Source organism: Cellulosimicrobium sp. NPDC030954 (genome assembly GCF_055571305.1).
Genome location: NZ_JBVIFN010000003.1, coordinates 20513 through 42624, shown reverse-complemented (window position 1 = coordinate 42624; position 22112 = coordinate 20513). Strand labels below are relative to the sequence as shown.

Genomic DNA, 22112 nt, shown 5'->3' with positions numbered 1-22112 from the left:
GGCTCACCCGACGGTGCACTCCGTCCCGCCCGACCCGTCGACCAGCGTGAACCGCGAGGGCGGCGTGCTCACGCCGCCGTGCGCGACGTTCGCGCCGACCTCCACGGAGGCACCGGGGGCGAGCGTCCCGTTCCAGGCGGCGGACCGCACCGTGACGTCGGCGCCGGTCTGCGTCCAGGTGGCGCTCCAGCCGTTCGTCACGGTCTGCCCGGACGGGAAGGTGAACGCGAGCGCCCACCCGTCGAGCGCCGTCGTGCCCGTGTTCGTCAGCCGGAGGGTCACCGTCCCGCCGGACCCCCAGTCGCTCGACGACCAGCGGACGGCGCAGGCGCCGGGCGCGGGACCCGTCGACGTCGCCGGGGTCGTGAACGTCGCTGCCGGCCCGGGCGCCGACGCGTTGCCGGCCCGGTCGGTCGCGACGAGGGCGACGCGGTAGGTCGTCTCGGGCGCGAGTCCCGTCAGGGCCAGCGTCGTGCCCGAGGTGGTCGCGACCCGCACGCCGTCGAGCAGCACGTCGTACCCGGAGACGCCGCTGCCGGCGTCCGAGGACGGCGGCCACGCGACGGTCGCCCCGGCCGCGGTGACGGCCGAGATCGTCGGCGCCCCCGGACTCGACGGCGGCGTGGTGTCCGGATCGACCGGCCCCGCCGACGGCTCGTCGCCCCACAGCAGCTCGTCGCCCTCGTACAGCGTGATGCGCGCGTTCTTCGTCAGGGCGTCGCCGGTCGCGACCTGTGCGAAGGACCAGTCGTCCGCGGCGTCCCAGACGTCCGCCGTGACGCGGAACTGCACCTCGCGGCGGTGCTGGGACTGGCCCCCGGGGTACACGACCGAGCCCGAGCAGTCGATCTCGACGAAGTACTGGTCGCCGCCCGCGTGGCCGACGCTCGCCGTCGCGCCGGGGCACTCGGAGTAGTTCGTCGTGGCGCGCAGGGTCGCGGGGTCGGCGCCGTCGTCGAGCGTGAACCAGTACCGCAGGCGGACGTCGTCGAGCACGCGCGCCGGGAAGGCCGACCGGTTGCGCAGCACGGCCTTGATCTCCGTGAACGCGGTGCCGGGCTGGTTGAGGCGCGACTCGACGAAGAACTCGTCCTGGTCAGGGGCCTCGGGCTGCGGGAAGTCGGCGAGCGGGGCGCCCCCGTGCTCGCCGACGAGGTAGGCGAGAGCCGACGTGAAGCCTGCGTTGTAGTCCGTGGCGACCTCGTTCGCGACGTAGTCCGAGCGGCTGTCCGTGTACGCGTCGTCCGGCGCGCCCGGGCCCCCGACGAGCGCCCCGTAGAGGACGTGCCGCGTCGCCGCAGGCTCGGCGAGCGAGTCGAGCCACGAGCCGTGCGCGGTGCGGTGGTGCGGGTTCTGCGGCGGGTCCTCGCCGTACCCGACGACGTACGACGCACCGCGCGGGTTGTCGCCGAGCGCGTAGCCGATCTGGCGCTCGCCGAAGTCCTGGTACGTCTGCGCGCGGGTCGTGTCGCCGCGACCCCGCAGCCACTCGCCGTAGGTCAGCGCGACGAACGCCGTGTTCGCGGCGTAGCGCAGCGAGCCCCACGAGTCGAGGAACGCCTGCCCGCCGGGGGAGTACCGCACGCGCGACCCTTGGTACCCGGTGGTCCAGTAGTCGAGCCAGCGGTTCGCGTCGTCGACGTACTGCTGCTTGCCGGTGGCCTGGGCCAGCAGCGCGTACGCGCCGTACGTCTTGTCGTCCCACGCGATCGTCCAGCGGTACGACGGCGTGCTCGTCTGGTTCTCGCGGGAGAGACCGGCGTACTCCTGCTCGGCCTTGGCGAGGTACGTCGGGTCGCCCGTCGCCTCGTAGAGCCAGGCCGCGCCCCAGACGAGCTCGTCCTGGTAGCCGGACCAGGAGTTGTAGAAGGCGCCCGCGGGCACGCAGTCGGAGTACGTGCCGCGGTACGTGTCGGCGAAGTCGTAGAGCTGCTCGGCGTGCTCGACGAGCTCGGCCGCGTACGCCGGGTCGTCGTCCGCGAAGACGATCGACGACGCGGCCATGGCTGCCGAGGTCTCGCCCGCGACGTCGCTCCCGGGGCACGACCGGTCGACCTTGTACGCCGGGCGGGCCATCTGCATCGCCTCGGCGGGGCCCCACCACTTGTGGTCCGCGTCGCCGTCGCCGACCTGGGCGTAGAGCACGTCCGGTTCGGGGTGCGCCTTGACGAAGTAGTCGTTGACCCAGCGCAGCGAGTCGAGCAGCTCGTCGCGCTGGCCCGACGCCGCGTACCCGTCGGGGCTCGCGATCGCGCCCCACGCGAGCATCGTCGTCGTGAACGCCATGGGCAGCCCGAACTTCACGTGGTCGCCCGCGTCGTACCAGCCGCCCGTGAGGTCGAGCCCGACGTCGGCGCCGTCGTCGAGCGCGGAGTCGCCGCGCCAGCTCACGCGGAAGTCGTCGGGGAGGTCGCCCGAGCGCTGGGCGTCGTAGAAGAAGAGCGACTTCTGGAGTGCCTCGGCGTAGTTCGGCTCGGCGGTGGCAGCGGCGGCCGCTGCCGGGACCGGCGTCGGGTCCGGCGCGGCCGAGGCCGGGGTCGTGGCCGCGAGGCTCGCGACGAGCAGGGCGCCCGCGGCGAGGACCGCGGTGGGTCGTGGGTGCATGGCTGCCTCTCGGTCCGGCTGCGTCCGCGTCGACGCAGGTCGTCGACACTGTCCGGAGGCGGCGGAACCGGGGTCAAGGACGCGCGCGGCCCTGAAACGTTTCGCCGTCCCGCGCGGCGCGCTCCGCCGCCGCGGCGACGTTGCGCTGCATCCCGCCGAACACGACGCCGTGGAACGGCTTGACCGCCCACCAGTAGAGCTGGCCCGCGAGGCCGTGGGGGTAGAACAGCGCGCGCTGGGCGAAGTAGGTCCGGCCGGGACCGCTCGCGTCCTCGGGCGAGGGGCCGGGCGCGTCGGGGTCGGTGGCATCAGGGAGCTCGGCGGCGGCCTCGTCGACGCGCAGCTCGAGCCATGCGAGCCCCGGCAGGCGCATCTCGGCCCGAAGCAGCAGGCGACGGCCCGGCTCGATCGCCTCGACACGCCACCAGTCGAGCTCGTCGTCCACGCGCAGGTGCCGCTCGTCGCGCCGGCCCCGGCGCAGCCCGGGCCCGCCGACCGCGCGGTCCAGGAGCCCGCGCACGCGCCACGCGAGCGACCACGAGTACCAGCCGCCCTGCCCGCCGATCTCCTCGACGACGCGCCAGAGCACGTCGCGCGGCGCGTCGACGACCGTCCGCCGCTCGTCGACGTACAGCGAGCCGCCGGCCCAGTCGGGGTCGCTCGGCAGCGGGTCCGACGGCGCTCCCGGCACCGAGGCGGACGACCAGCGCGTCACGACCTCGCCGTCGTGGATGCGCTCCAGGGCCAGCTCGACGGCGCGGTCGAACCCGACGAGGCCCTCGGGCGGGTCGGGCACGTACCGCCGGATGTCGTGCTCGCGGCACACGACCTCGTGCTGGAGCGACTCGACCAGGGGGCGCGCGATGCCCGACGGCACGGGCGTGACGAGCCCGACCCACAGGCTCGACAGCTTCGGCGTGAGCACCGGGACGCTGACGATCGCGCGGCGGGGGAGCCCGGCCACCTTCGCGTAGCGCTGCATCATGTCGCGGTACGTGAGGACGTCGGGCCCGCCGACGTCGAACGCGCGCGAGACGTCGGGCGGCATCGTCGCGGACCCTACGAGGTAGCGCAGCACGTCCCGCACCGCGATGGGCTGGATGCGGTTGTCGACCCACTTCGGCGTCGTCATGGCCGGGAGCCGCTCGGTGAGGTAGCGCATCATCTCGAACGACGCGGACCCGGAGCCGAGGATCACCGCCGCCTGGAGGACCGTCGTCGGGACGCCCGACGCGAGCAGGATCTCGCCGACCTCCTTGCGCGAGGCCAGGTGGCGCGAGAGCTCGCCCTCCGGGACGTCCGGGAACATCCCGCCGAGGTAGACGATCCGCCCGACGCCCGCCTCGCGCGCCGCGCGCGCGAACGTGAGCGCGGTGCGGCGGTCGCGCGCCTCGAACGTGCTCCCGGTGCCGAGCGAGTGCACGAGGTAATACGCGACGTCGGCGCCCTGGAGCGCCGCGCGGGTCTGCTCGAGGTCGGCCGCGTCGGCGGCCACCGTCTCGACGTCGTGGACCCACTCGCGCCCCGCGAGCCGCTCGGGGTGCCGTGCCAGCGCGCGCACCTCGAACCCTGCGCGCAGCAGCTCGGGCACGAGCCGCCCGCCCACGTAGCCGGTGACGCCGGTGACCGCGGCCCTCACGAGAGGAGCTCCAGGAGCTCGCGCTCGGCGCGCGTCTGCGACCGCGTGGACCCGATGGTCTCGCCACGCTCCCACAGGTCGAACAGGCGCGGGTCGATGTACGACGACCGCGCGACGGCGGGCGTGTTCCCCAGCTCCTCGGCGACGTCCTTGACGATCCCCGCGACGACCCGGCGCCGCGCCCGCTCCGAGGCCGGCGCGGCCCCGGCGTCGGCGAGCGCGCGCGCCGCGAGGACGGTGGCGTGCCACGTGCGGAAGTCCTTGGGCGTCGCGTCCTCGCCGAGCCGCTCCTTGATGCCCGCCTGGACGTCGGCGCTCGTGACGTCGTGCCACGCGGCCCGGCCGTCGGGCCCGTCCTCGCGCCACGCGAGCAGCTCGACGCCGCCGCGGCGCCGCTTGAGCGTCGTGACGAGCTCGGCGACCACCGGGTCGTCCACGACGACGTCGCGCACCTGGCCCGACTTCGCGGGGTAGTGGAAGTGCACGCTCCCGTCGCGCCGGACCCGTGCGTGCTCCTTGCGGATCGTCGCCAGGCCGTAGCTCTTGTTCTGCTGGGCGTAGATCTCGCCGCCGGCACGGAAGTACGCGAGGTCGAGCAGCCGGAACGCGAGGGCGAGCACCTTCTCGCGGCCCATGCCGGGCTGCGCGAGCTCGCGCGCGACGCGGCGCCGGGCCGCGGGCAGGCGCCGGCCGACGTCGAGCACGTGGTCGTGCTTGCGCCGCGCACGGCGCACCTGCCACTGCTCGTGGTACAGGTACTGGCCCCGACCGGCGACGTCGCGCCCGAACGCCTGGATGTGCCCGTCGGGATAGCGGCAGATCCAGACGTCGGACCAGGCCGGCGGGACCGCGAGACGCGTGCACCGTCCGACCTCGTCCTCCTCGGAGAGCGGGAGCCCCTCGACGTCGAGGAACACCCAGGAGTCGCCCTTCGGGCGCCGCGAGTACCCGGGGGAGGTCACGGACACCCGACGCAGTCGCACCCGGTCATGGTGCAGGACGCGTCGCCCGCTCGCGCGGCAGGGGGTACCGCCACCGCGTGCCAGCCGCTCGGCACGCCGACGGCCGAGGCCTGCGCCCCGGCCGTCGGCGTCAGATCAGGCGACGGTGCAGGTCGCGCCGTTCAGGGTGAACGACGTCGGCTCGCTGTTGGTCCCGGTGTGGGACCCGTTGAAGCCGACCTCGACGCTCGCGCCCGCGCCGAGGGTGGTGTTCCACGCGGCGGGGGTCACGGTGACGGTCGAGCCGGACTGCGCGTACTGCGCGGACCAGCCCTGGGTGATGGTCTGCCCGTCCGCGAAGGCGAAGGTCAGGGACCAGTTCTGCAGGGCGGTGGCGGAGTCGTTGGTGATCCGCAGCGACCCCGTGAACCCGGTGTTCCACGAGCTCGCGGTGTACGCGACGGTGCACGAGCCGGGGGTGCCGCCCCCGTCCTGTGTCGTCGTGCCGGTCACGGTGCCCGACGTCGCGGACACATTGCCCGCCGCGTCGACCGCGCGCACCGCGTAGACGTGCGCCGTGCCCGCCGCGAGGCCCGTGTCGGTGAACGACGTCGCCGCGACCTCGGCCACCTGCGTCCCGTCCCTGAAGACCCGGTAGCCGGTCACGCCGGTGTCGTCGGTGGACGCGTTCCACGCGAGCGCGACCGTGGAGGTCGTCACGCCGGAGACCCGCAGCCCGGTCGGGGCGGACGGCGCCTGGTCGTCGCCGCCCGGGCCGCCGTCCTCGTCCGTGGTCACGGTGAGCGGCGCGGACGCGGCCGAGACGTTGCCCGCGGCGTCGCGCGCCCGGACGCTCACGGCGTAGGACGTGCCGGCGTCGAGGCCGGTGACCGTGAACGAGGTCGTGGCCGTCGTGCCCACGGCCGCACCGTCGACGAGCACGGTGTAGCCCGTGACGCCGCGGTCGTCGGTGGACGCGGTCCAGCTCACGCTCGCCGACGACGTCGTGGTCGCCCCGGCCGTGAGGCCCGTCGGGACCGACGGCGCGGTCGTGTCCGCGGGGCCGCCGCTGCCGTCGCCCTCGATCGCCGGGTAGGCGTTCTCGACGAGCATCCGGAACTGGGCCTCGAACCACTGGCCCGCGAGCGGGGCGTCGGGCAGGGCGCCGGTGAGCTGGTTGGCGAGCTTGGGCGAGACGAACGTCGGGTCGCACATGCGGTCGAACCGCTTGCCCTGGTCGTTCGGGATGTCGGACGACGCGCCGTCGGACTCGCCCGGAGGCTTGACCCACACGTAGGCGTGCAGGTGCGACTCGGGGAAGCCCGCGGGCGAGGCCTGCGGGCGCTCGCCGATCCCGGCGCCCGCCGGGTTGCACCAGGCGCCGCGGTGGATCCGCCGGTCGACGCGCGACTCGTCCACGTAGGTGTCGAGGCTCGTCGACGTGCTCACCGCCGTCGGGCGGTCGTCGCCGCCCCAGCCGTTGCGCGAGGTGTCGACGAGCATGCCGATCGACGTCGGGAAGCCCTCTGCCACGAGCAGGTCGTAGAGGTGCGCCGTCCAGTCGGTCTCGTCGAAGTCGGCGTTCCACTCGTAGAAGCTCGCCGAGCGCACGGGCGTGCTGCCGAGCTGGACGTCCTCGAGGAACGGCTCGTGCAGGGGCGTGGAGTTGGCCGTGTTCGTGACGAATCCCGCGACGGACGCGTAGCCCGCGTCCGTCGACAGCACGACCTCCTTGAAGAGCTTCGCCGCCGGGCCCCCGTTGCTCGGCCAGCCGAGCCAGCCGGCGTGCGCCGCGTCGATGTAGGAGTACACGTTGCCGACGTCGTGGAGCGCGTCCAGCGCGTACTTCACGCCCTCGCGGTAGTACGGGGCGGACGCCTGGCAGTCGGGCGTGCTGATGTTCGTGATGAGGTTCGGCAGCGAGTCCGGCTCGATGGTCGCGACGATGCGCAGGTCCTCGTAGGCCGGGTCGTCGAGGATGTCGGCGATGACGTCGATGTACTCGGTCTCGTACCGCGCCATGTCCGTGGCGTTGGGCTTGAGCTCCCCGTTGGACGCGAGCGCGTAGCAGTCGCGGCCGGGCAGGTCGTAGATCACGAGGTTGAACACGATCGGCACGCCGGGCTGCTTCTGCGCGACCGCGGCGTCGAGGTGGTGCCGCAGGCCCGGGCCGTCGGCGTTGCCCTCGATCGCGCTGATGCGGTCCATCCAGACCGCGGTGGGCTCCTCGGCGATGGCCCGCATGCGGGACCCGAGGTCGCCGCCGGCGCGGTCGGCGGCGGCCTCGACGTTGGCGGACCAGAAGTCGTTGACGTACTGCGTGGCACCGGCGAACGGGTTGCTTACGCGTGGTTCGGCGGCGCTCGCCGGCGCGGCGGTCGCGACCAGCGGGGCGGCGAGCAGCACGAGCGACGCGGCGACGGCCGCGCCCCTGCGCGGTCGGCTGGATCGGGATGGCACGTGGTCCTCCAAGGGTCCAGGGGCGCGGACGGGTCCGCGCACCGGGCGGCTCTGCCCGGCGGGGACAACGTGACGACCCGTGGCCGTCGTCGGCTACCGCCTGAAACGTTTAGGCGCTCCGCGGTGGCGCCGTCGTCCCCCGCAGGAGGAGACGTGCGGCGGGGCGCTCGCGGTCGAAGGCCGGACGGGTCACGGTCGGGTCGGCGTCGGGGCGCGCGACCGGGCGCCCGAGGCCCAGCCGCGCGACGACGACGTCCGCGACGTGCGCTCCGAGCCGCTGGAACGGGCGGTGCACGGCGGTGAGCGCGGGGGCGACCAGACGGCACGTCGCGGAGTCCTCGCCGGACAGCACCGACAGGTCCCACGGCACCTCGAGCCCCTGGCCCCGGCCCGCCTCGAGCACCGCGAGCGCGGCGACGTCCGTGTCGGTGAGCACGGCGGTGGGGCGCGCGTCGTGCGCGACCAGCCGCGCCGCGCGCGAGCGTGTCTCCTCCCACGTGCGGCACTCGACGACGTCGACCCGGGCCTCCGGGCCGCCCGCGTCGCGCGCCGCCGCGACCAGGGTGCGCGCGACCTCGTCCTGCGCGTCCGAGACCAGGACCGCGATCCGGCGGTGCCCGAGCTCCACGAGGTAGCGGGCCGCGCGGGCGTCCGCGTCGCCCGCGAACCAGGTCCGCGCGCCCGGGTCGGTGGGGTCGGACGGGCCGGGAGCGACCTCGACGAGCGGGATGGCCGCCTCGCGCGCGACCCGGACCCGCGGGTCGCGCGCGTGGGCGTCGACGACGACGTACGCCGCGTGCCGTCGCTCGGACCACGCGGCCTCGAGCTCCCGGGCGCCCGCGTCGCGGTCGTCGGCGACCTCGACGCCGAGGGCGAGGTCGTGCTCCGCGAGGACGGCGCGCATGCCCGCGGCGAGCGCGAGGGCGCGGGCGGGTCCGGCGGCCCCCTCGGCCGCGTGCACGACCTGGAGCGCCACGCTGCGGGCGCTGGTCCGCAGGGAGCGGGCGGCCGCGCTCGGCCGCCAGCCGAGGTCGGCCGCGGTGCGCAGGACGTGGCGGCGGGTGCGCTCGGACACCCCTGGGCGGCCGTTGAGGGCGTAGGAGACGACGGCGATCGACACCCCCGCCGCGCGCGCGACGTCGGTGATCGTGATGCGCCGTGCGGCCGGGCCGACGGCGTGGTGCGAGGGCGGGCCCGCGGACGAGTTGGTGGTCACGCTCCCACACTGTGCCCGGTTTGGGTGCATGATGCCTACCAGGACTCGGTGACGATGACGTGACGAGGACGGTGACGAGGATGTCGACGGACGCGACGAGGCGCCCGAGACAGGCGGGGGAGCACCTGACGTTCGGTGTGCTGTGCCCCGTGGTCGGAGGGTTCTACTTCGGGCGGTCCCTGGCGGGGATCGCCCGGGTCCTGCGGGCGCACGGGCACCGGGTGGTCGCCCTCCAGACCTACCCGGCGGACCTCGACCGCGACGAGTTCCCGGGACCGCCGGGCCGGCGGCCCCTGCTGGGGCGCTCGACGTTCGACGGGTTCGTCGTGATGACGACGGCGCTCGCCGACGCCGAGCTGCGCGAGCTCGACGCGTCGGGCGTCCCGCTCGTGCTCCTGGGGGTGCGCGCGGACGGGCTGCGCGCGCCCGCGGTGTCGCCGGACAACGCGGGAGGCGTCCGCGCCGCCGTCGACCACCTCGTGGAGCACGGCCACGACCGCATCGGCTTCGTCGGCAACACCGAGCAGCGCGACACGCTCGAGCGGTACGACGCGTACCGTGCGGCGCTGGCCGCGCACGACCTCGCCTTCTCGCCCTCGTGGGTCTACCGCACGCGCGACAACCAGGAGGCGAGCGCCGAGACCGCCGCGCGGCGGCTCGCGGCCCGGGGTCTGCCGACGACGGCGACGCTCGCCGCGACCGACCGCAACGCCATCGGGTTCATGCGGGGCCTGCAGGCCAGCGGGTTCGAGCTGCCCGCGGAGCAGGCCGTGGTCGGGTTCGACCACGCCGACTCGGGGGCGCGGTCGCGACCCCGGCTGTCGACCGTCGACCCGTTGCACGACCAGGTCGGCGAGCGGGTCGCCGAGCTGCTCGTGGCACGGGCCCGCGGGGAGAACGTCGGCCGGGAGCACCGGCTGGGCCGGGCGGCCCTCATCCGGCGCGAGTCGTGCGGGTGCCTGGAGGGCACGCAGGGCGAGCTCATCGGCGCCCCGGTCGCCCGGGCGGCGGCCGTGGCGGCGCCCGCGGACCCGGACCGGCCCCTCGACGACGTCGCCCGGGTGGTCTTCGCCTCCGTCCTGGAGCGGTCCGACGTGCGCGGCGTCCTGCGGCGGCGCGGGTCGGACGGGGGCCAGCGCCCGGCCCCGGTCGACGCGTGGCTCCTGGTGCTGCGGCACCTGCTCCGGGGCGCCGCCGACACTGGCGTGGTCCCGCGGGCGGCGGCCCTGCGCTCGCTCGCGGACCGGACGGCGGCCCTGCGCCCGTCGCAGGAGGCGCTCGAGCAGATCGTGCCGGCGCTCGAGGCGGAGGTCGCCGCGCTCGTGCGGGACGTGCGACGGCGTCGCCCGGGTGTGCGCGCGTCCCAGCTCGGCCGGACCGTGCTGTCGCGCGGCGCCCACCGGGAACCCGAGGCGAGCTCCGCGGGCGCCCGGGCCGACGCCGTCCGGGCGACCGCGGCCGAGGTGGTCGTCGCCGTCGCCCGGGGGTGCGCGCACGGCGCCGTGGCGCGCACGGGTCGGCTCGAGCAGGACCTGGTGGACCTCTACGAGGTCGACCTGGGCCTGCTGCGCGGCGACGGCGAGGGCCTGCGGCGCCTCGACTGGCTGCCGCGCGGGGTGGGCGGCACGGCGGCGCTCGCGCTGTGGGAGGACGTCGACGACGACCCGGAGCGCCGCGCGCTGCGGGTCGTGGGTGCGCGCGGCGGGGGGACGGCCGTGGAGCGGCTCGTGGGGTCGGTCCTCCCGACGGCGCAGTTCCCGCCCCGCGAGCTCCTCGACCCGCGGTCGCTCACGGTCGTCGCGCCGGTCGCGTTCGGTCGCTCCGACTGGGGGTTCCTCGTGGTGGGCGGACTCGTGGACACCCGCACGACGAGCACCCGCGAGCGGTACAACCACTGGGCGGCCATGCTCGCCGTCGCGCTGGACCGGGAGGCCCTGGTCACCTCGCTGCAGGAGCAGCAGCGCGCGCTCGCCGACTCGGCCGAGCGCGTGCGCGAGCTGGCGCTCGAGGTCGAGGCGGGGGCCGAGCGGGCCGCGCTCGTGTCCATCGCGTCGCACGACGGCACGTGGGACTGGGACGTCGAGACGGGCACCGTGCGCTGGTCCCCGGCGTGGGCGCGCATCGTGGGCTGCGACGTGGCCGACCTCCGGGACGACCCCGAGGAGTGGCTCGGCCGCGTGCACCCGGACGACCGGCAGGCCGTGCACGCCGCCGTCGCCGCGCAGCTCGCCGGCACGACCGAGCCCCTCGACGTCGAGCACCGGCTGCGGTGCGCCGACGGCGAGCACGTGCGGGTGCGGTGCCGTGCCGTGACCGTGCACGACGCCGGCGGGCGCCCGGCCCGCATGGTCGGCGCGCTCGCCGTCCTGTCCGACGTCGAGCGGTACCGCAGCGAGCTGCGCGAGCGGGCGCTCGTCGACCCCGACTCGGGCGTGCTGCACCGCACCCTCTTCGTCGACCGGCTCGAGCAGGCGATCGGCCGCGGGGGGCGGGTCCCGGGGTACGGCGCGCACGTGCTCGCCGTCGGGCTCGACACGCCGCCGACGGTCCCCGCGCTGCACCGGCTCGGCGGCGCGCTGGGCGCGGCGGGCTCCCTGTGCGCGCTGGCCCCGACCGACCTCGTCGTGCTCCTCGACGGCGTGTCCGACGACGCCGCCCGCCACGCGGCGGTCCGCGCGGCAGGGGCGTGCGGGTCCGCCGTCGTCGAGCACCTGGGGGACGTCACGGGGGCGCCGGACGCGCTCGAGGTGCTGCGGCGCGCCGGGGTCGCGCTCGCACGGCGGCGGGCGCGCGCGCACGGCACGGTCATCCCGTGGTCGGCGTCGTCCGAAACGTTTCGCGCGTTGTGAGAGCCCGCGGACCCCGCCGAGAGTCGAGCGACCCGCGGGGGTGGGGGCGCCGACGACGGCGTCCCCGTGACCGCCGTCGCGGGGCTCGACGACGAGAGGGAGCACGATGCCACGCACGTCCCGGCGCGCAGCGCCACCACCCACCGCCCCGCACGCGCGGGCCGCACGGCGCCGCGCGACGGCTGCGGCGGTCGCCGCGGGCGTCGCGCTCGCGGCCCTCGCGGCGGTCCCGCCGGCGAGCGCGGACCCCGCCCCGGCCCCGTCCACGTCGGCCGGTGCGGCCGCGGCGCCCGTCGACGGCGAGTACACGCAGCGGTTCCTCGAGCTGTACGCGAAGATCCACGACCCCGCGAACGGCTACTTCTCGCCCCAGGGCATCCCGTACCACGCGGTCGAGACGCTCATGGTCGAGGCGCCGGACTACGGGCACGAGACGACGTCGGAGGCGTACTCCTTCTGGCTGTGGCTCGAGACCTCCTACGGCCAGGTCACCGGTGACTGGGAGCCGTTCAACCACGCGTGGGACACGCTCGAGGCGTACATGATCCCCACCACGGAGAACCAGCCCACCAACGGGGCGTACGACCCGGCCAAGCCCGCGACGTACGCGCCGGAGTTCAACCACCCGAGCCAGTACCCGTCGCAGCTCGACTCCTCGGTGTCCGTCGGCACCGACCCGATCGCGGCCGAGCTGCGGTCGACCTACGGCACGCCCGAGGTCTACGGCATGCACTGGCTCGCCGACGTCGACAACGTGTACGGCTTCGGCGCCGCGCCCGGCTCCTCGACGCTGCTCGGGCCGGACCACGAGGGCACGTCGTACATCAACACGTTCCAGCGCGGCCCGCAGGAGTCCGTCTGGGAGACGGTGCCCCAGCCGTCGATCGACGACTTCAGCTACGGCGGCGAGAACGGCTACCTCGACCTCTTCACGGGCGACGCGTCGTACGCGAAGCAGTGGAAGTACACCAACGCGCCCGACGCCGACGCGCGGGCGGTCGAGGCGGCCTATTGGGCGAACAAGTTCGCGACCCAGCAGGGCCAGCCCGAGGCCGTCGCCGACACGGTCGGCAAGGCCTCGAAGATGGGTGACTACCTGCGCTACGCGCTGTTCGACAAGTACTTCAAGACGCCGGGCTGCGAGTCCACGTCGTGCGCCGCGGGGTCGGGCCGGAGCAGCGCGCACTACCTGCTGTCCTGGTACTACGCGTGGGGCGGCGCGCTCGACACGTCCGGCCCGTGGGCCTGGCGCATCGGGTCGAGCCACGCGCACTTCGGGTACCAGAACCCGATGGCGGCCTGGGCGCTCGCGAACGACCCGGCGCTCCAGCCGGCGTCGCCCACGGCGAGCGACGACTGGGGCACGAGCCTCGACCGCCAGATCGAGCTCTTCCAGTGGCTCCAGTCGCCCGAGGGCGGGATCGCGGGCGGCAGCACGAACTCGTGGGACGGCCACTACGCCGACCGTCCCGACGACGTCGCGACCTTCTACGGCATGGCGTACACCGAGGCGCCCGTCTACCACGACCCGCCCTCCAACTCGTGGATGGGCATGCAGGGCTGGGGCGTCGAGCGCATCGCGCAGCTCTACGAGGAGACGGGCGACGAGCGCGCCGAGGCGATCCTCGACAGGTGGGTCCCCTGGGTGATGGACCATGTCACGGTCACGGACGACTCCTGGCAGATCCCGTCCAACCTCGCGTGGTCGGGCCAGCCCGACGACTGGGACCCCGAGAACCCGGGCGACAACGCGGGCCTGAGCGTCGAGGTGACGGGCTACGGCCAGGACGTCGGTGTCGCCGGCGCGCTCGCCCGCTCGCTCATGTACTACGCCGCCGGCGGCGAGGGGCCGCAGCACGACGCGGCGCAGCAGGTCGCGCGCGACCTGCTCGACGCGATCTGGGAGCAGAACAGCGACCCGGTCGGCGTCGCGACGACCGAGACGCGGGCGGACTACGCGCGCTTCGACGACGTGCTGACGTCGACCACGGGCGACGGGACGTACGTGCCGGCCGGGTGGTCGGGGACCATGCCGAACGGCGACGTGATCGAGCCGGGAGCGTCGTTCCTCGACCTGCGGTCGTTCTACCTCGACGACCCGCAGTGGTCGAAGGTCCAGGCGCACCTCGACGGCGGGCCCGCGCCCGAGTTCACCTACCACCGGTTCTGGGCCCAGACCGCGGTCGCGACGGCGCTCGCCGACTACGACCGCCTGTTCGGCGAGGACGTCCCGACGGAGCCGGACACCGAGGCGCCGACGACGCCCGCCGGCCTCGCCGTGACGGGGACGACGGCCACGACCGCCTCGCTGGCGTGGACGGCGTCGATGGACGACGTCCGCGTGGTCGCCTACGACGTGCTGCGCGACGGGGAGGTGGTGGGCTCCACGGCGCGCACGACCTTCACCGACGAGGACCTCGCGCCCGAGACCACGTACCGGTACACGGTGCGGGCGCGAGACGCGGCGGGCAACCTCTCGCCCGTGTCCCTCGGGGCGCAGGCCACGACGCTCGCGGACGACGGCGGGCCCGAGCCCGGCGCGTGCACCGCGACCTACGCGACGCGCGGGTCGTGGCAGGGCGGGTACCAGGGCGAGGTCACGGTCACGGCCGGCCCGTCCGGTCTCTCCGGCTGGACCGTGTCGCTCGACCTCGCGCCCGGCGGCCTGTCGCAGGCCTGGAACGCGACGACGAGCGTCAGCGGGAGCGTCCTGACCGCGACGGACGTCGGCTGGAACGGCACGCTCGCCGCGGGCGGGACGACGTCGTTCGGGTTCGTCGGCACGGGCGCGCCGCCGTCGTCAGCGACGGTCGCGTGCGGCTGACACCTGGCTGACACCTGGCTGAAACCGCGGTGAGGGCGGTCCGCCTCCCGGCGCTCAGAGCGCCGGGAGGCGGACCATGCCCTCCTGCGCGATGGACGCGACGAGCGTCCCGTCCTGCGCGAACACGCGCGCGGCACCGAGCCCGCGGCCGCCCTGGGCGCTCGACGCCGACTGCACGTAGAGGAGCCAGTCGTCGACGCGCGCGTCGCGGTGCCACCACATCGCGTGGTCGAGGCTCGCGATCGACAGGTCGGGCGTGACCCAGCTCGTGCCCGACTCGCGCAGGATCGGCTCGAGCATCACCTGGTCGCACGCGTACGCCATGAGCGCGCGGTGCAGCAGCTGGTCGTCCCCCACGTCGCCGCGCGCCCGCATCCAGACCATCTGGTGGTCCTTGGGCTCGTGGTCGGGACCGAGGTAGAGCGAGCCGCCCACGTGCCGCAGCTCGAACGCTGAGTGGTGCGACCAGAAGCGCGCGATCGGGTGGTCGATGCCGCCGAGCACGTCGAGCGCGGACGGCACCTCCTCCGGCGGCGGGGCGTCCGGCATCGGGGACGAGTGCTCGATGCCGCCCTGGTCCTCCTGGAAGGAGGCGATCATCGACAGGATCGGCTTGCCGTGCTGGATCGCGTGCGTCCGGCGCGCGCTGAACGAGCGCCCGTCGCGCAGCCGCTCGACCGCGAAGTCGATCGGCACGTCGAGGCCGCCGGGCCGCAGGAAGTACCCGTGCAGCGAGTGGGGGAGCCGGCCCTCGGGGACCGTCCGGCCCGCGGCGAGCACCGCCTGCGCGAGCACCTGCCCGCCGTAGACGCGGCCCGTCGGCTGGTGCACGCTCTCGCCGCGGAAGTGCTCGGGGTCGGCGGCCGACCCGTCGCCGTCGCCGACGCGCTCGAGGCGCAGGACGTCGAGGAGGTGGTTCAGCGGGTTGGGGACCTGCTCGCGCGGGGCGGCGTCCGACGTCGGGCCGGGGGAGGCCGCGGAGGTCGACGGCGGCGTGGGCTCGGGGGTCACGGGTGGGGCTCCTTCGCTCGGGCGGCGGGTCGGTCAGTCCTCGAAGGTGTTGAGGAGCGAGTGCGCCGCGCGCTCCAGATAGTCCCACAGCGTCGCCTCGTGGATCGGCGCGAGGTCGAGGGTGTCGACGGCGGCGCGCATGTGGGCGAGCCAGCGGTCGCGCGCCTCGGGGTTGACCTTGAACGGCGCGTGCCGCATCCGCAGGCGGGGGTGCCCGCGCTGCTCGCTGTACGTCGTCGGGCCGCCCCAGTACTGCTCGAGGAACGCGGTGAGGCGCCAGCGCGCCGGGCCGAGGTCCTCCTCGGGGTACATCGGGCGCATGACCGGGTCGTCGGCGACGCCCTCGTAGAACGCGTCGACGAGGCGCACGAACGTCTCGTGCCCGCCGACCTCGTCGTAGAACGTGCGGCTCGGGCGCACCGGCGCGGCGTCGGCCGCCGGGCCGGTCGCAGGTCCGGTCGTGCCGTTCGACAGGCCGGCGACGGGCAGCGTCGTGCGGGGGCTGGGCTCGGTCGTCACCGGCCCATCATCGCACCGGCGTCGCCGCCGTCCGGGCCGCGCGCGGCGACCCGGACGCACGTCACAGCGCGCGTCGGTGCGCGTCAGAGGCCGAGCTCGGCGAGCACCGGGAGGTTCTCGCGGACGACGGCGCGGGCCTCGGCCGCGCTCTCCGCCTCGACGGCGAGGCGCGCGAGCCGTCGGCACTCGTCGACGTCGACCTCGCGCAGGAGCGCGGCGACGTCGGGGATCGCCCGGGCCGTCATGGACAGCGACGACACCCCGAGGCCCACGAGCACGACGGCCAGCACCGGCTGCGAGGCCGCCTCGCCGCACACGCCCACGGGCCGCCCCTGCTGGGCGCCGCCCGCGCACGTCGCCTCGACGAGCCGCAGCACCGCGGGCTGCCACGGGTCGCTCAGCTCGGCGAGCGACCCGAGGAGGCGGTCGGCCGCCATCGTGTACTGCGTGAGGTCGTTCGTGCCGATCGACGCGAACGACGCGCGCGCGAGGATCGGCCCGGCGAGCAGCGCGGCGCTCGGTACCTCGACCATGACGCCGGCGACGTCGAGCCCGTGGGCACGGCAGCGTTCGACGAACCACTCGGTCTCGCCGACGGTCGAGACCATGGGCGCCATGACCCAGACCTCCGCCTCCTCGGCGGCGGCGGCCTGCGCGATCGCGTCGAGCTGCTGCTCGAGCAGCTCGGGCCACCGCGCGGCGGTCCGCAGCCCGCGCACGCCGAGCGCCGGGTTCTCCTCGTCGTCGACCGTGAGGAAGTGGAGCGGCTTGTCCGCGCCGGAGTCGAGGGTGCGGATGACGACCTTGCGCCCGCCGAACTCGCGGAAGACGGTGCGGTAGGCGGCGACCTGCTCCTCGACGGTCGGCGGCTGCTCGCGGTCGAGGAAGCAGAACTCGGAGCGGAACAGCCCGACGCCCTCCGCGCCGGAGGCGGCCGCGGCCGCGGCGCCCGCCGGGTCGCCGACGTTCGCGAGGAGCTGCACGCGGTGCCCGTCGCGCGTGCGGCCCGTGCCGTCGAACGTGCGCACCTGCTGCGACCTCGCCCGCGCCGCGGCGACCTGCTCCTCGGACGGGTGCACGACCACGGTCCCGGCGGCGCCGTCGACGAGCACGACGTCCTCCGGCGCGAGCGCGGCGCTCGCCCCGGTCGCCGCGACGACGGCGGGGATGCCCTTGGCGTTGGCGACGATCGCGGTGTGCGACGTCGGGCCGGCGCCGTCGGTGACGATCGCGAGCACGCGCGCCGGGTCGAGGGCAGCGGTGGCCGACGGCGCGAGGTCGGGCGCGACGAGCACGAACGGCTCGGCGTGCTCGGGCACGCCCGGCGCGGGGCGGTCCGTGAGCGCCGCGACGAGCCGGTCCCGCACGTCGGCGACGTCGCGGGCGCGCTCGGCGAAGTACCCGCCGAGCTCGGTGAACTGCCGCACGACCTCCTCCGCGGCCTCCCACACCGCGCGCTCGGGCACCAGGTGCTCGTCGAGGACGCGGCGGCGCGCGTCGGCCGCCAGGGTGGGGTCGCCGGCCATCGCGGCCGTCGCCTCCAGCACGTCGCGCGTCTCGCCTGCGGCGGCGTCGGCCGCGCGCTGGAGGTCGGCGGCCACCTGCGCGGCCGCGGCGTCGACCCGGCGGGCCTGCGCCTCGTGGTCCTCGCGCGGGCCCATCCGCAGCCCGGGTGCCGGCTCCGCGATCGGCTCCGGCATGAGCACCACCGGCCCGACCACCGTGCCGGGGCACACGCCGATGCCCGTGATGACCTGCCGTGCCTCGTCCTGTGTTCCGCCCGTCACGACCTCGCTCCTGTCCGACTCGGGCGTGCGACCCGGGTGCCCGGGCCGGTGCGCACGCGTGCCCGTCGCCGGCCGACGAGGGGCTGGCGCGCTGCACACCGTCGTTGCGGTGCCGTTGCGCTCCTGCGTCGATCCGGTGACAACCTCGCCAGGAGACTAGGCTGTTGCCAGGTGCACGGCACCCCGACACCCCGGATCCCGCGCGCGGATCCCCAGCCGCGACTCGCCTCAGGAGACACTTTCGATGAGCACCCCCTCGGACCAGAAGGCACAGCAGATCCTCGAGGCCCTCGGGGGCCAGGGCAACGTCGTCGACCTGGAGCCGTGCATCACGCGCCTGCGCGTCGAGGTGACCGACCCGCAGCTCGTCGACGAGGCGCGCCTCAAGGCGACCGGCGCGTTCGGCGTCGTGCGCTCGGGCCGCGTCGTCCAGGTCATCGTCGGCCCGGAGGCCGACAACCTCGCCGCGGAGCTCGACGGCCTGCGCTGACCCCGTCCGGCCCTCCGCCGCGGAGGGCCGGCGCCGCCGGGGACGGACGTGCCCGACGGCGCCGCCCGGCTCAGGCGGAGGGGCCCGCGGAACCGCCGGTCCGGTCCTGCATCGCGGCGGCCGCCGCGGCACCGCGCCGGTCGCGCGCCGCCTGCTCGTCCCGCGCTGCGCCGCGCGGACCGTCGTCGGTCCGGTCGTCGGGCCGGTCGTCGGGCACCGACGGCGAGTGGTCGAGGACGACCACCTGCTGCGCCCCCGCCAGCGGGATCCGCGCGTCGGACAGCCCCTGCCGGACGCGGGCGCGCAGAGCGCGCGCCACCTCCCACTGCATCGCCGCCCGCGTCTTGACCTGCACCTTGAGCTGCAGGGCCTCGGCCGTCATCGACTCGATGCCCGTGACCTCCGGGGGCTCCAGGAAGTACGTACCGAGCACGGGGTCGGCGCCGACGTCCTCGGCCGCGGCGAGCAGCGTCGCGCGCACCGCGTCGACGTCCGCCCAGTACGCCACGCGCACGTCGACCACGGCGCGGCCCCACTCCTGGGTCTTGTTGCCCGTGCGCAGGATCTCCCCGTTGCGCACGAACCACAGGGTCCCGTTGCCGTCGCGGACCTTGGTGACGCGCAGCGCGACCTCCTCGACGGTGCCCGTGACCTCGCCGAAGTCCACGGTGTCGCCCACGCCGTACTGGTCCTCGAGCAGCATGAACGTCCCGGACAGGAAGTCCTTCACGAGGCTCTGCGCGCCGAAGCCGAGCGCGACGCCCGCGATGCCCGCCGAGGCGAGGAACGGCGCGATGTTCACGCCGAGCTCGGTGAGGACCAGGAGCACGATCGTCGCCCCGATGAGGATGTTGGCGACGGACCGCAGCACCGAGCCCACCGTCCGCGCGCGCTGGGCCCGTCGCGCGGACGCGAGCGGGTTCGCGCGCAGCAGGACGCTGCCGACCCCGGAGTCGGCGACGCCCTGGAGCCGCTTGCTGCGCAGCGTCGGTGTCCCCTCGGCGATGTGCTCGGTGATCCTGCGGATGACGCGGCGCACGAGCGCGAGGGCGATCGCGCCGACGCCGATGATGAGGAGCACGCGCAGCGGGACCCCGACGAACCACTCGAACCAGTCGTCGGGGTTGCTCGGGTCGAAGCCGTTGCGGACCTCTTCCGGGACCTCCGCGGGCACGCGCAGGACGGGGGCGAGAAGGGGGTGGGACATGAGCGCAGGGTACCCGGGCCAGGTGGGCGGTCCTTGGGCGCGCCGGACGAACGCGCTGCTCGCGGGCCCGCGTTCTGGCAGGATGCAGGCGTGAGCGAACCCCCGCAGACGGACCTGCCCGAGCCGTTGGTGCAGCTGGCCGACGCCCACGGCGTCGCGTCCGACTTCTGGGACTTCGACGGGTCGCGCCGCCAGGTCCGCGCGTCGACGCTCGTCGCCGTGCTCGAGGCCCTCGGCGTCCCGGCGTCGTCGCCCGAGAAGGTGGCGGTCAGCCTCGAGCACTCGCGCGACGACGCGTGGCGCCAGATGCTGCCGCCGACCGTCGTCGTGCGGCAGGGCGACGCCGTCCCGCTGCCCGTGCACGTCGCCGACGGGTCCGCCGTCACGGTGTGGGTCGAGCTCGAGGCCGAGCCGTCGCGCCACGGTGGCCAGCCGACCGGGCAGCACGCGGCCCGGGCCGCGCGCGAGCGCCGCGACCTCGGCCAGCTCGACGTGTTCGTCGAGCCGCGCACGGTCGACGGCCGGCGCGTGGGGCGCGCGACGTTCGAGGTGCCCGCCGACCTGCCCCTCGGGTGGCACGACCTGCACGCCGAGAGCGACGGGACGCAGGCCCGCGCGACGCTCGTCGTGACGCCGCAGCGCCTCGAGCTCCCCGCCGCGGTCGTCGAGCGCCGCGCCTGGGGCTTCATGGCCCAGCTCTACTCGGTGCGCTCGCGCGCCTCGTGGGGCGTCGGCGACCTCGCCGACCTCGCCGACCTCGCCTGGCTGTCCGCGCGCGAGGCCGGGGCCGACTTCGTGCTCGTCAACCCGCTGCACGCCGCCGAGCCGCGCACCCCGATGACGCCGTCCCCCTACCTGCCGACGAGCCGGCGCTTCGTCAACCCGATCTACGTCCGGGTCGAGGACATCCGCGAGACGGGCTACCTGTCGGCCGCGGACCGCTCGCTCGTCGAGTGGGCGTTCGACCCGGTGCGCGACCTCGACACCGACCCCGGGCCGATCGACCGCGACGCCGCGTGGGACGCCAAGAAGGCCGCGCTCGAGGTCGTCTTCGCGGCGCCCCGGTCGACCGCACGCCAGGCGTCGCTCGACGCGTTCCGCGCCGAGCAGGGGCGCGGCCTCGAGGACTTCGCGACGTGGTGCGCGCTCGCCGACCACTACGGCGACCGCGACTGGCCGCCCGGCGCGTACGACCCGAACGGCCCGACCGTCGCGGCGCTGCGCGACCAGCTCGCCGACCGGGTCGAGTTCTACTGCTGGCTCCAGTGGGTCGCCGACGAGCAGCTCCGGGCCGCGCAGCGCACCGCGCGCGAGGCGGGCATGTCCGTGGGGATCATGCACGACCTCGCCGTCGGGGTGCACCCCGACGGCGCGGACGTGTGGGCGCACCGGGGAGTGCTCGCCACCGGGGTCTCCGTCGGGGCGCCCCCGGACATGTACAACCAGCAGGGGCAGAACTGGTCCCAGCCGCCGTGGCACCCGCGTGCGCTCGCCCGCGCCGGGTACGCGCCCTACCGCGACATGCTGCGCACCGTCCTGCGGCACGCGGGCGCGATCCGCATCGACCACGTCATCGGGCTCTTCCGCCTCTGGTGGATCCCCGGCGGGGCGCGCGCCGACGCCGGCGCCTACGTCCGCTACGACCACGAGGCCCTCGTCGGCATCCTGTGCCTCGAGGCGCAGCGTGCCGGGGCGATCGTCATCGGCGAGGACCTCGGCGTCTTCGAGCCGTGGGTCCGCGACTACCTCGCCGACCGCGGCGTGCTCGGCACGTCCGTCCTCTGGTTCGAGAAGACGGGCGACGGCGCCCCGCTGCCGCCCGAGGACTACCGACGCCTCGCGCTCGCGACCGTGACGACCCACGACCTGCCGCCGTCCGCGGGGTACCTCGCGGGCGAGCACGTCGAGCTGCGCGACCGGCTCGGCGTCCTCACCGAGGACGTCGCCGACGTGCGCCGCGCGGCCCGTGCCGAGCGCGACGCCATGGTCGCGTTCCTGCGCGAGCGCGGGCTCGTCGGCGACGACCCGTCCGAGCGCGAGCTCGTCGAGGCCCTGCACCGCCTGGTCCGCAGCACACCCGCCGTCCTGCTCGGCGTCTCGCTCGCCGACGCGGTGGGGGAGCGCCGCTCGCAGAACCAGCCCGGCACGGACCAGGAGTACCCCAACTGGAAGGTGCCGCTCGGCGACTCGTCGGGCAACGTCGTCCTGCTGGAGGACCTGTTCGACTCCGCCCGCCTGCGCTCCCTCGCGAAGGCCATGAACGACGCCCTCTGACCTGCCGAGGTACAACCCTGGTTGGCCGAGGTAGAGCCGTGGGTCGTCCAGGTCGAGGTGTCATCGGCTTGTCCGACGGCGGTCCGTCGCCTTGGGTGGTCGGGGTGGGTGGTGGTGCCGCGTCTACCATCCGCCGCTCGTTCCTCGCGGCTCCCGCCAGGCCCGACCACGACGCGGCACCACCACCCACCCCGCCCGACGTCGTCTCACCCTGGTCTGTGCTCACCCCTGATGGCTGCCCGCGTGGTGACGCTTCGTCCGACGCGCCGGGCCGCTCCGACGTGGGAGAGA

13 protein-coding genes are annotated in these 22112 nt (G+C 75.3%); 4 read left to right on the top strand and 9 right to left on the bottom strand.

Annotated elements, in window-relative coordinates; translation table 11 throughout:
* Positions 1-3 precede the first annotated feature (3 nt).
* The 5 genes from ACZ402_RS07835 to ACZ402_RS07815 form a co-directional block, all read right to left on the bottom strand.
* A complete protein-coding gene (locus tag ACZ402_RS07835; protein ID WP_375822814.1) occupies positions 4-2604 on the bottom strand; it encodes a glycoside hydrolase family 9 protein in 2601 nt (866 codons plus the stop codon).
* 73 nt (positions 2605-2677) lie between these two features.
* The gene (locus ACZ402_RS07830; RefSeq protein ID WP_375822812.1) at positions 2678-4243 is read right to left on the bottom strand and encodes an SDR family oxidoreductase; all 1566 of its coding nucleotides are present in this window, start codon (positions 4241-4243) and stop codon (positions 2678-2680) included.
* The gene (locus ACZ402_RS07825) at positions 4240-5226 is read right to left on the bottom strand and encodes a DNA topoisomerase IB (RefSeq protein WP_375822811.1); all 987 of its coding nucleotides are present in this window, start codon (positions 5224-5226) and stop codon (positions 4240-4242) included. Before ACZ402_RS07825 ends, ACZ402_RS07830 begins: the two co-directional genes overlap by 4 nt.
* A 114-nt stretch (positions 5227-5340) precedes the next feature.
* Positions 5341-7644, bottom strand: coding sequence for a glycoside hydrolase family 6 protein (locus ACZ402_RS07820; protein ID WP_375822809.1), 2304 nt, complete (start codon positions 7642-7644; stop codon positions 5341-5343).
* 109 nt (positions 7645-7753) lie between these two features.
* Positions 7754-8860: a LacI family DNA-binding transcriptional regulator gene (locus ACZ402_RS07815; RefSeq protein ID WP_375822808.1), complete on the bottom strand. Its 1107-nt coding sequence runs from the start codon at positions 8858-8860 to the stop codon at positions 7754-7756.
* A 149-nt stretch (positions 8861-9009) separates the two neighbouring features.
* On the opposite strand from ACZ402_RS07815, the gene ACZ402_RS07810 reads away from it, so the two are divergent.
* On the top strand, positions 9010-11709 hold the full coding sequence (locus tag ACZ402_RS07810) for a substrate-binding domain-containing protein (protein WP_465272297.1): 2700 nt from the start codon (positions 9010-9012) through the stop codon (positions 11707-11709).
* Positions 11710-11815: 106 nt separating this feature from the next.
* Positions 11816-14533 carry a glycoside hydrolase family 48 protein gene (locus ACZ402_RS07805; protein WP_375822805.1) on the top strand — a complete coding sequence of 906 codons (2718 nt, stop codon included), beginning with the start codon at positions 11816-11818 and terminating at the stop codon, positions 14531-14533.
* A 54-nt stretch (positions 14534-14587) separates the two neighbouring features.
* Here ACZ402_RS07805 and ACZ402_RS07800 read toward each other — a convergent pair whose 3' ends face one another.
* The 3 genes from ACZ402_RS07800 to ptsP form a co-directional block, all read right to left on the bottom strand.
* Entirely contained in the window at positions 14588-15433 is an 846-nt protein-coding gene (locus ACZ402_RS07800; RefSeq protein ID WP_375823160.1) for an acyl-CoA thioesterase, read from the bottom strand.
* 144 nt (positions 15434-15577) lie between these two features.
* Positions 15578-15964: a globin gene (locus ACZ402_RS07795; protein ID WP_087472887.1), complete on the bottom strand. Its 387-nt coding sequence runs from the start codon at positions 15962-15964 to the stop codon at positions 15578-15580.
* 182 nt (positions 15965-16146) lie between these two features.
* Complete coding sequence (gene ptsP, locus ACZ402_RS07790; RefSeq protein ID WP_375822803.1) at positions 16147-17850, bottom strand: phosphoenolpyruvate--protein phosphotransferase; 1704 nt, start codon at positions 17848-17850, stop codon at positions 16147-16149.
* 208 nt (positions 17851-18058) lie between these two features.
* Here ptsP and ACZ402_RS07785 point away from each other — a divergent pair, with 208 nt between their 5' ends.
* A complete protein-coding gene (locus tag ACZ402_RS07785) occupies positions 18059-18340 on the top strand; it encodes a PTS sugar transporter subunit IIB (RefSeq protein WP_375823159.1) in 282 nt (93 codons plus the stop codon).
* A gap of 70 nt (positions 18341-18410) precedes the next feature.
* Here ACZ402_RS07785 and ACZ402_RS07780 read toward each other — a convergent pair whose 3' ends face one another.
* Entirely contained in the window at positions 18411-19547 is a 1137-nt protein-coding gene (locus ACZ402_RS07780; RefSeq protein ID WP_375822801.1) for a mechanosensitive ion channel family protein, read from the bottom strand.
* 90 nt (positions 19548-19637) lie between these two features.
* On the opposite strand from ACZ402_RS07780, the gene malQ reads away from it, so the two are divergent.
* Positions 19638-21821 (top strand): 4-alpha-glucanotransferase, encoded by a 2184-nt coding sequence (gene malQ / locus ACZ402_RS07775; protein ID WP_375822800.1) that lies wholly within the window; start codon positions 19638-19640, stop codon positions 21819-21821.
* The last annotated feature ends 291 nt before the right edge of the window (positions 21822-22112 follow it).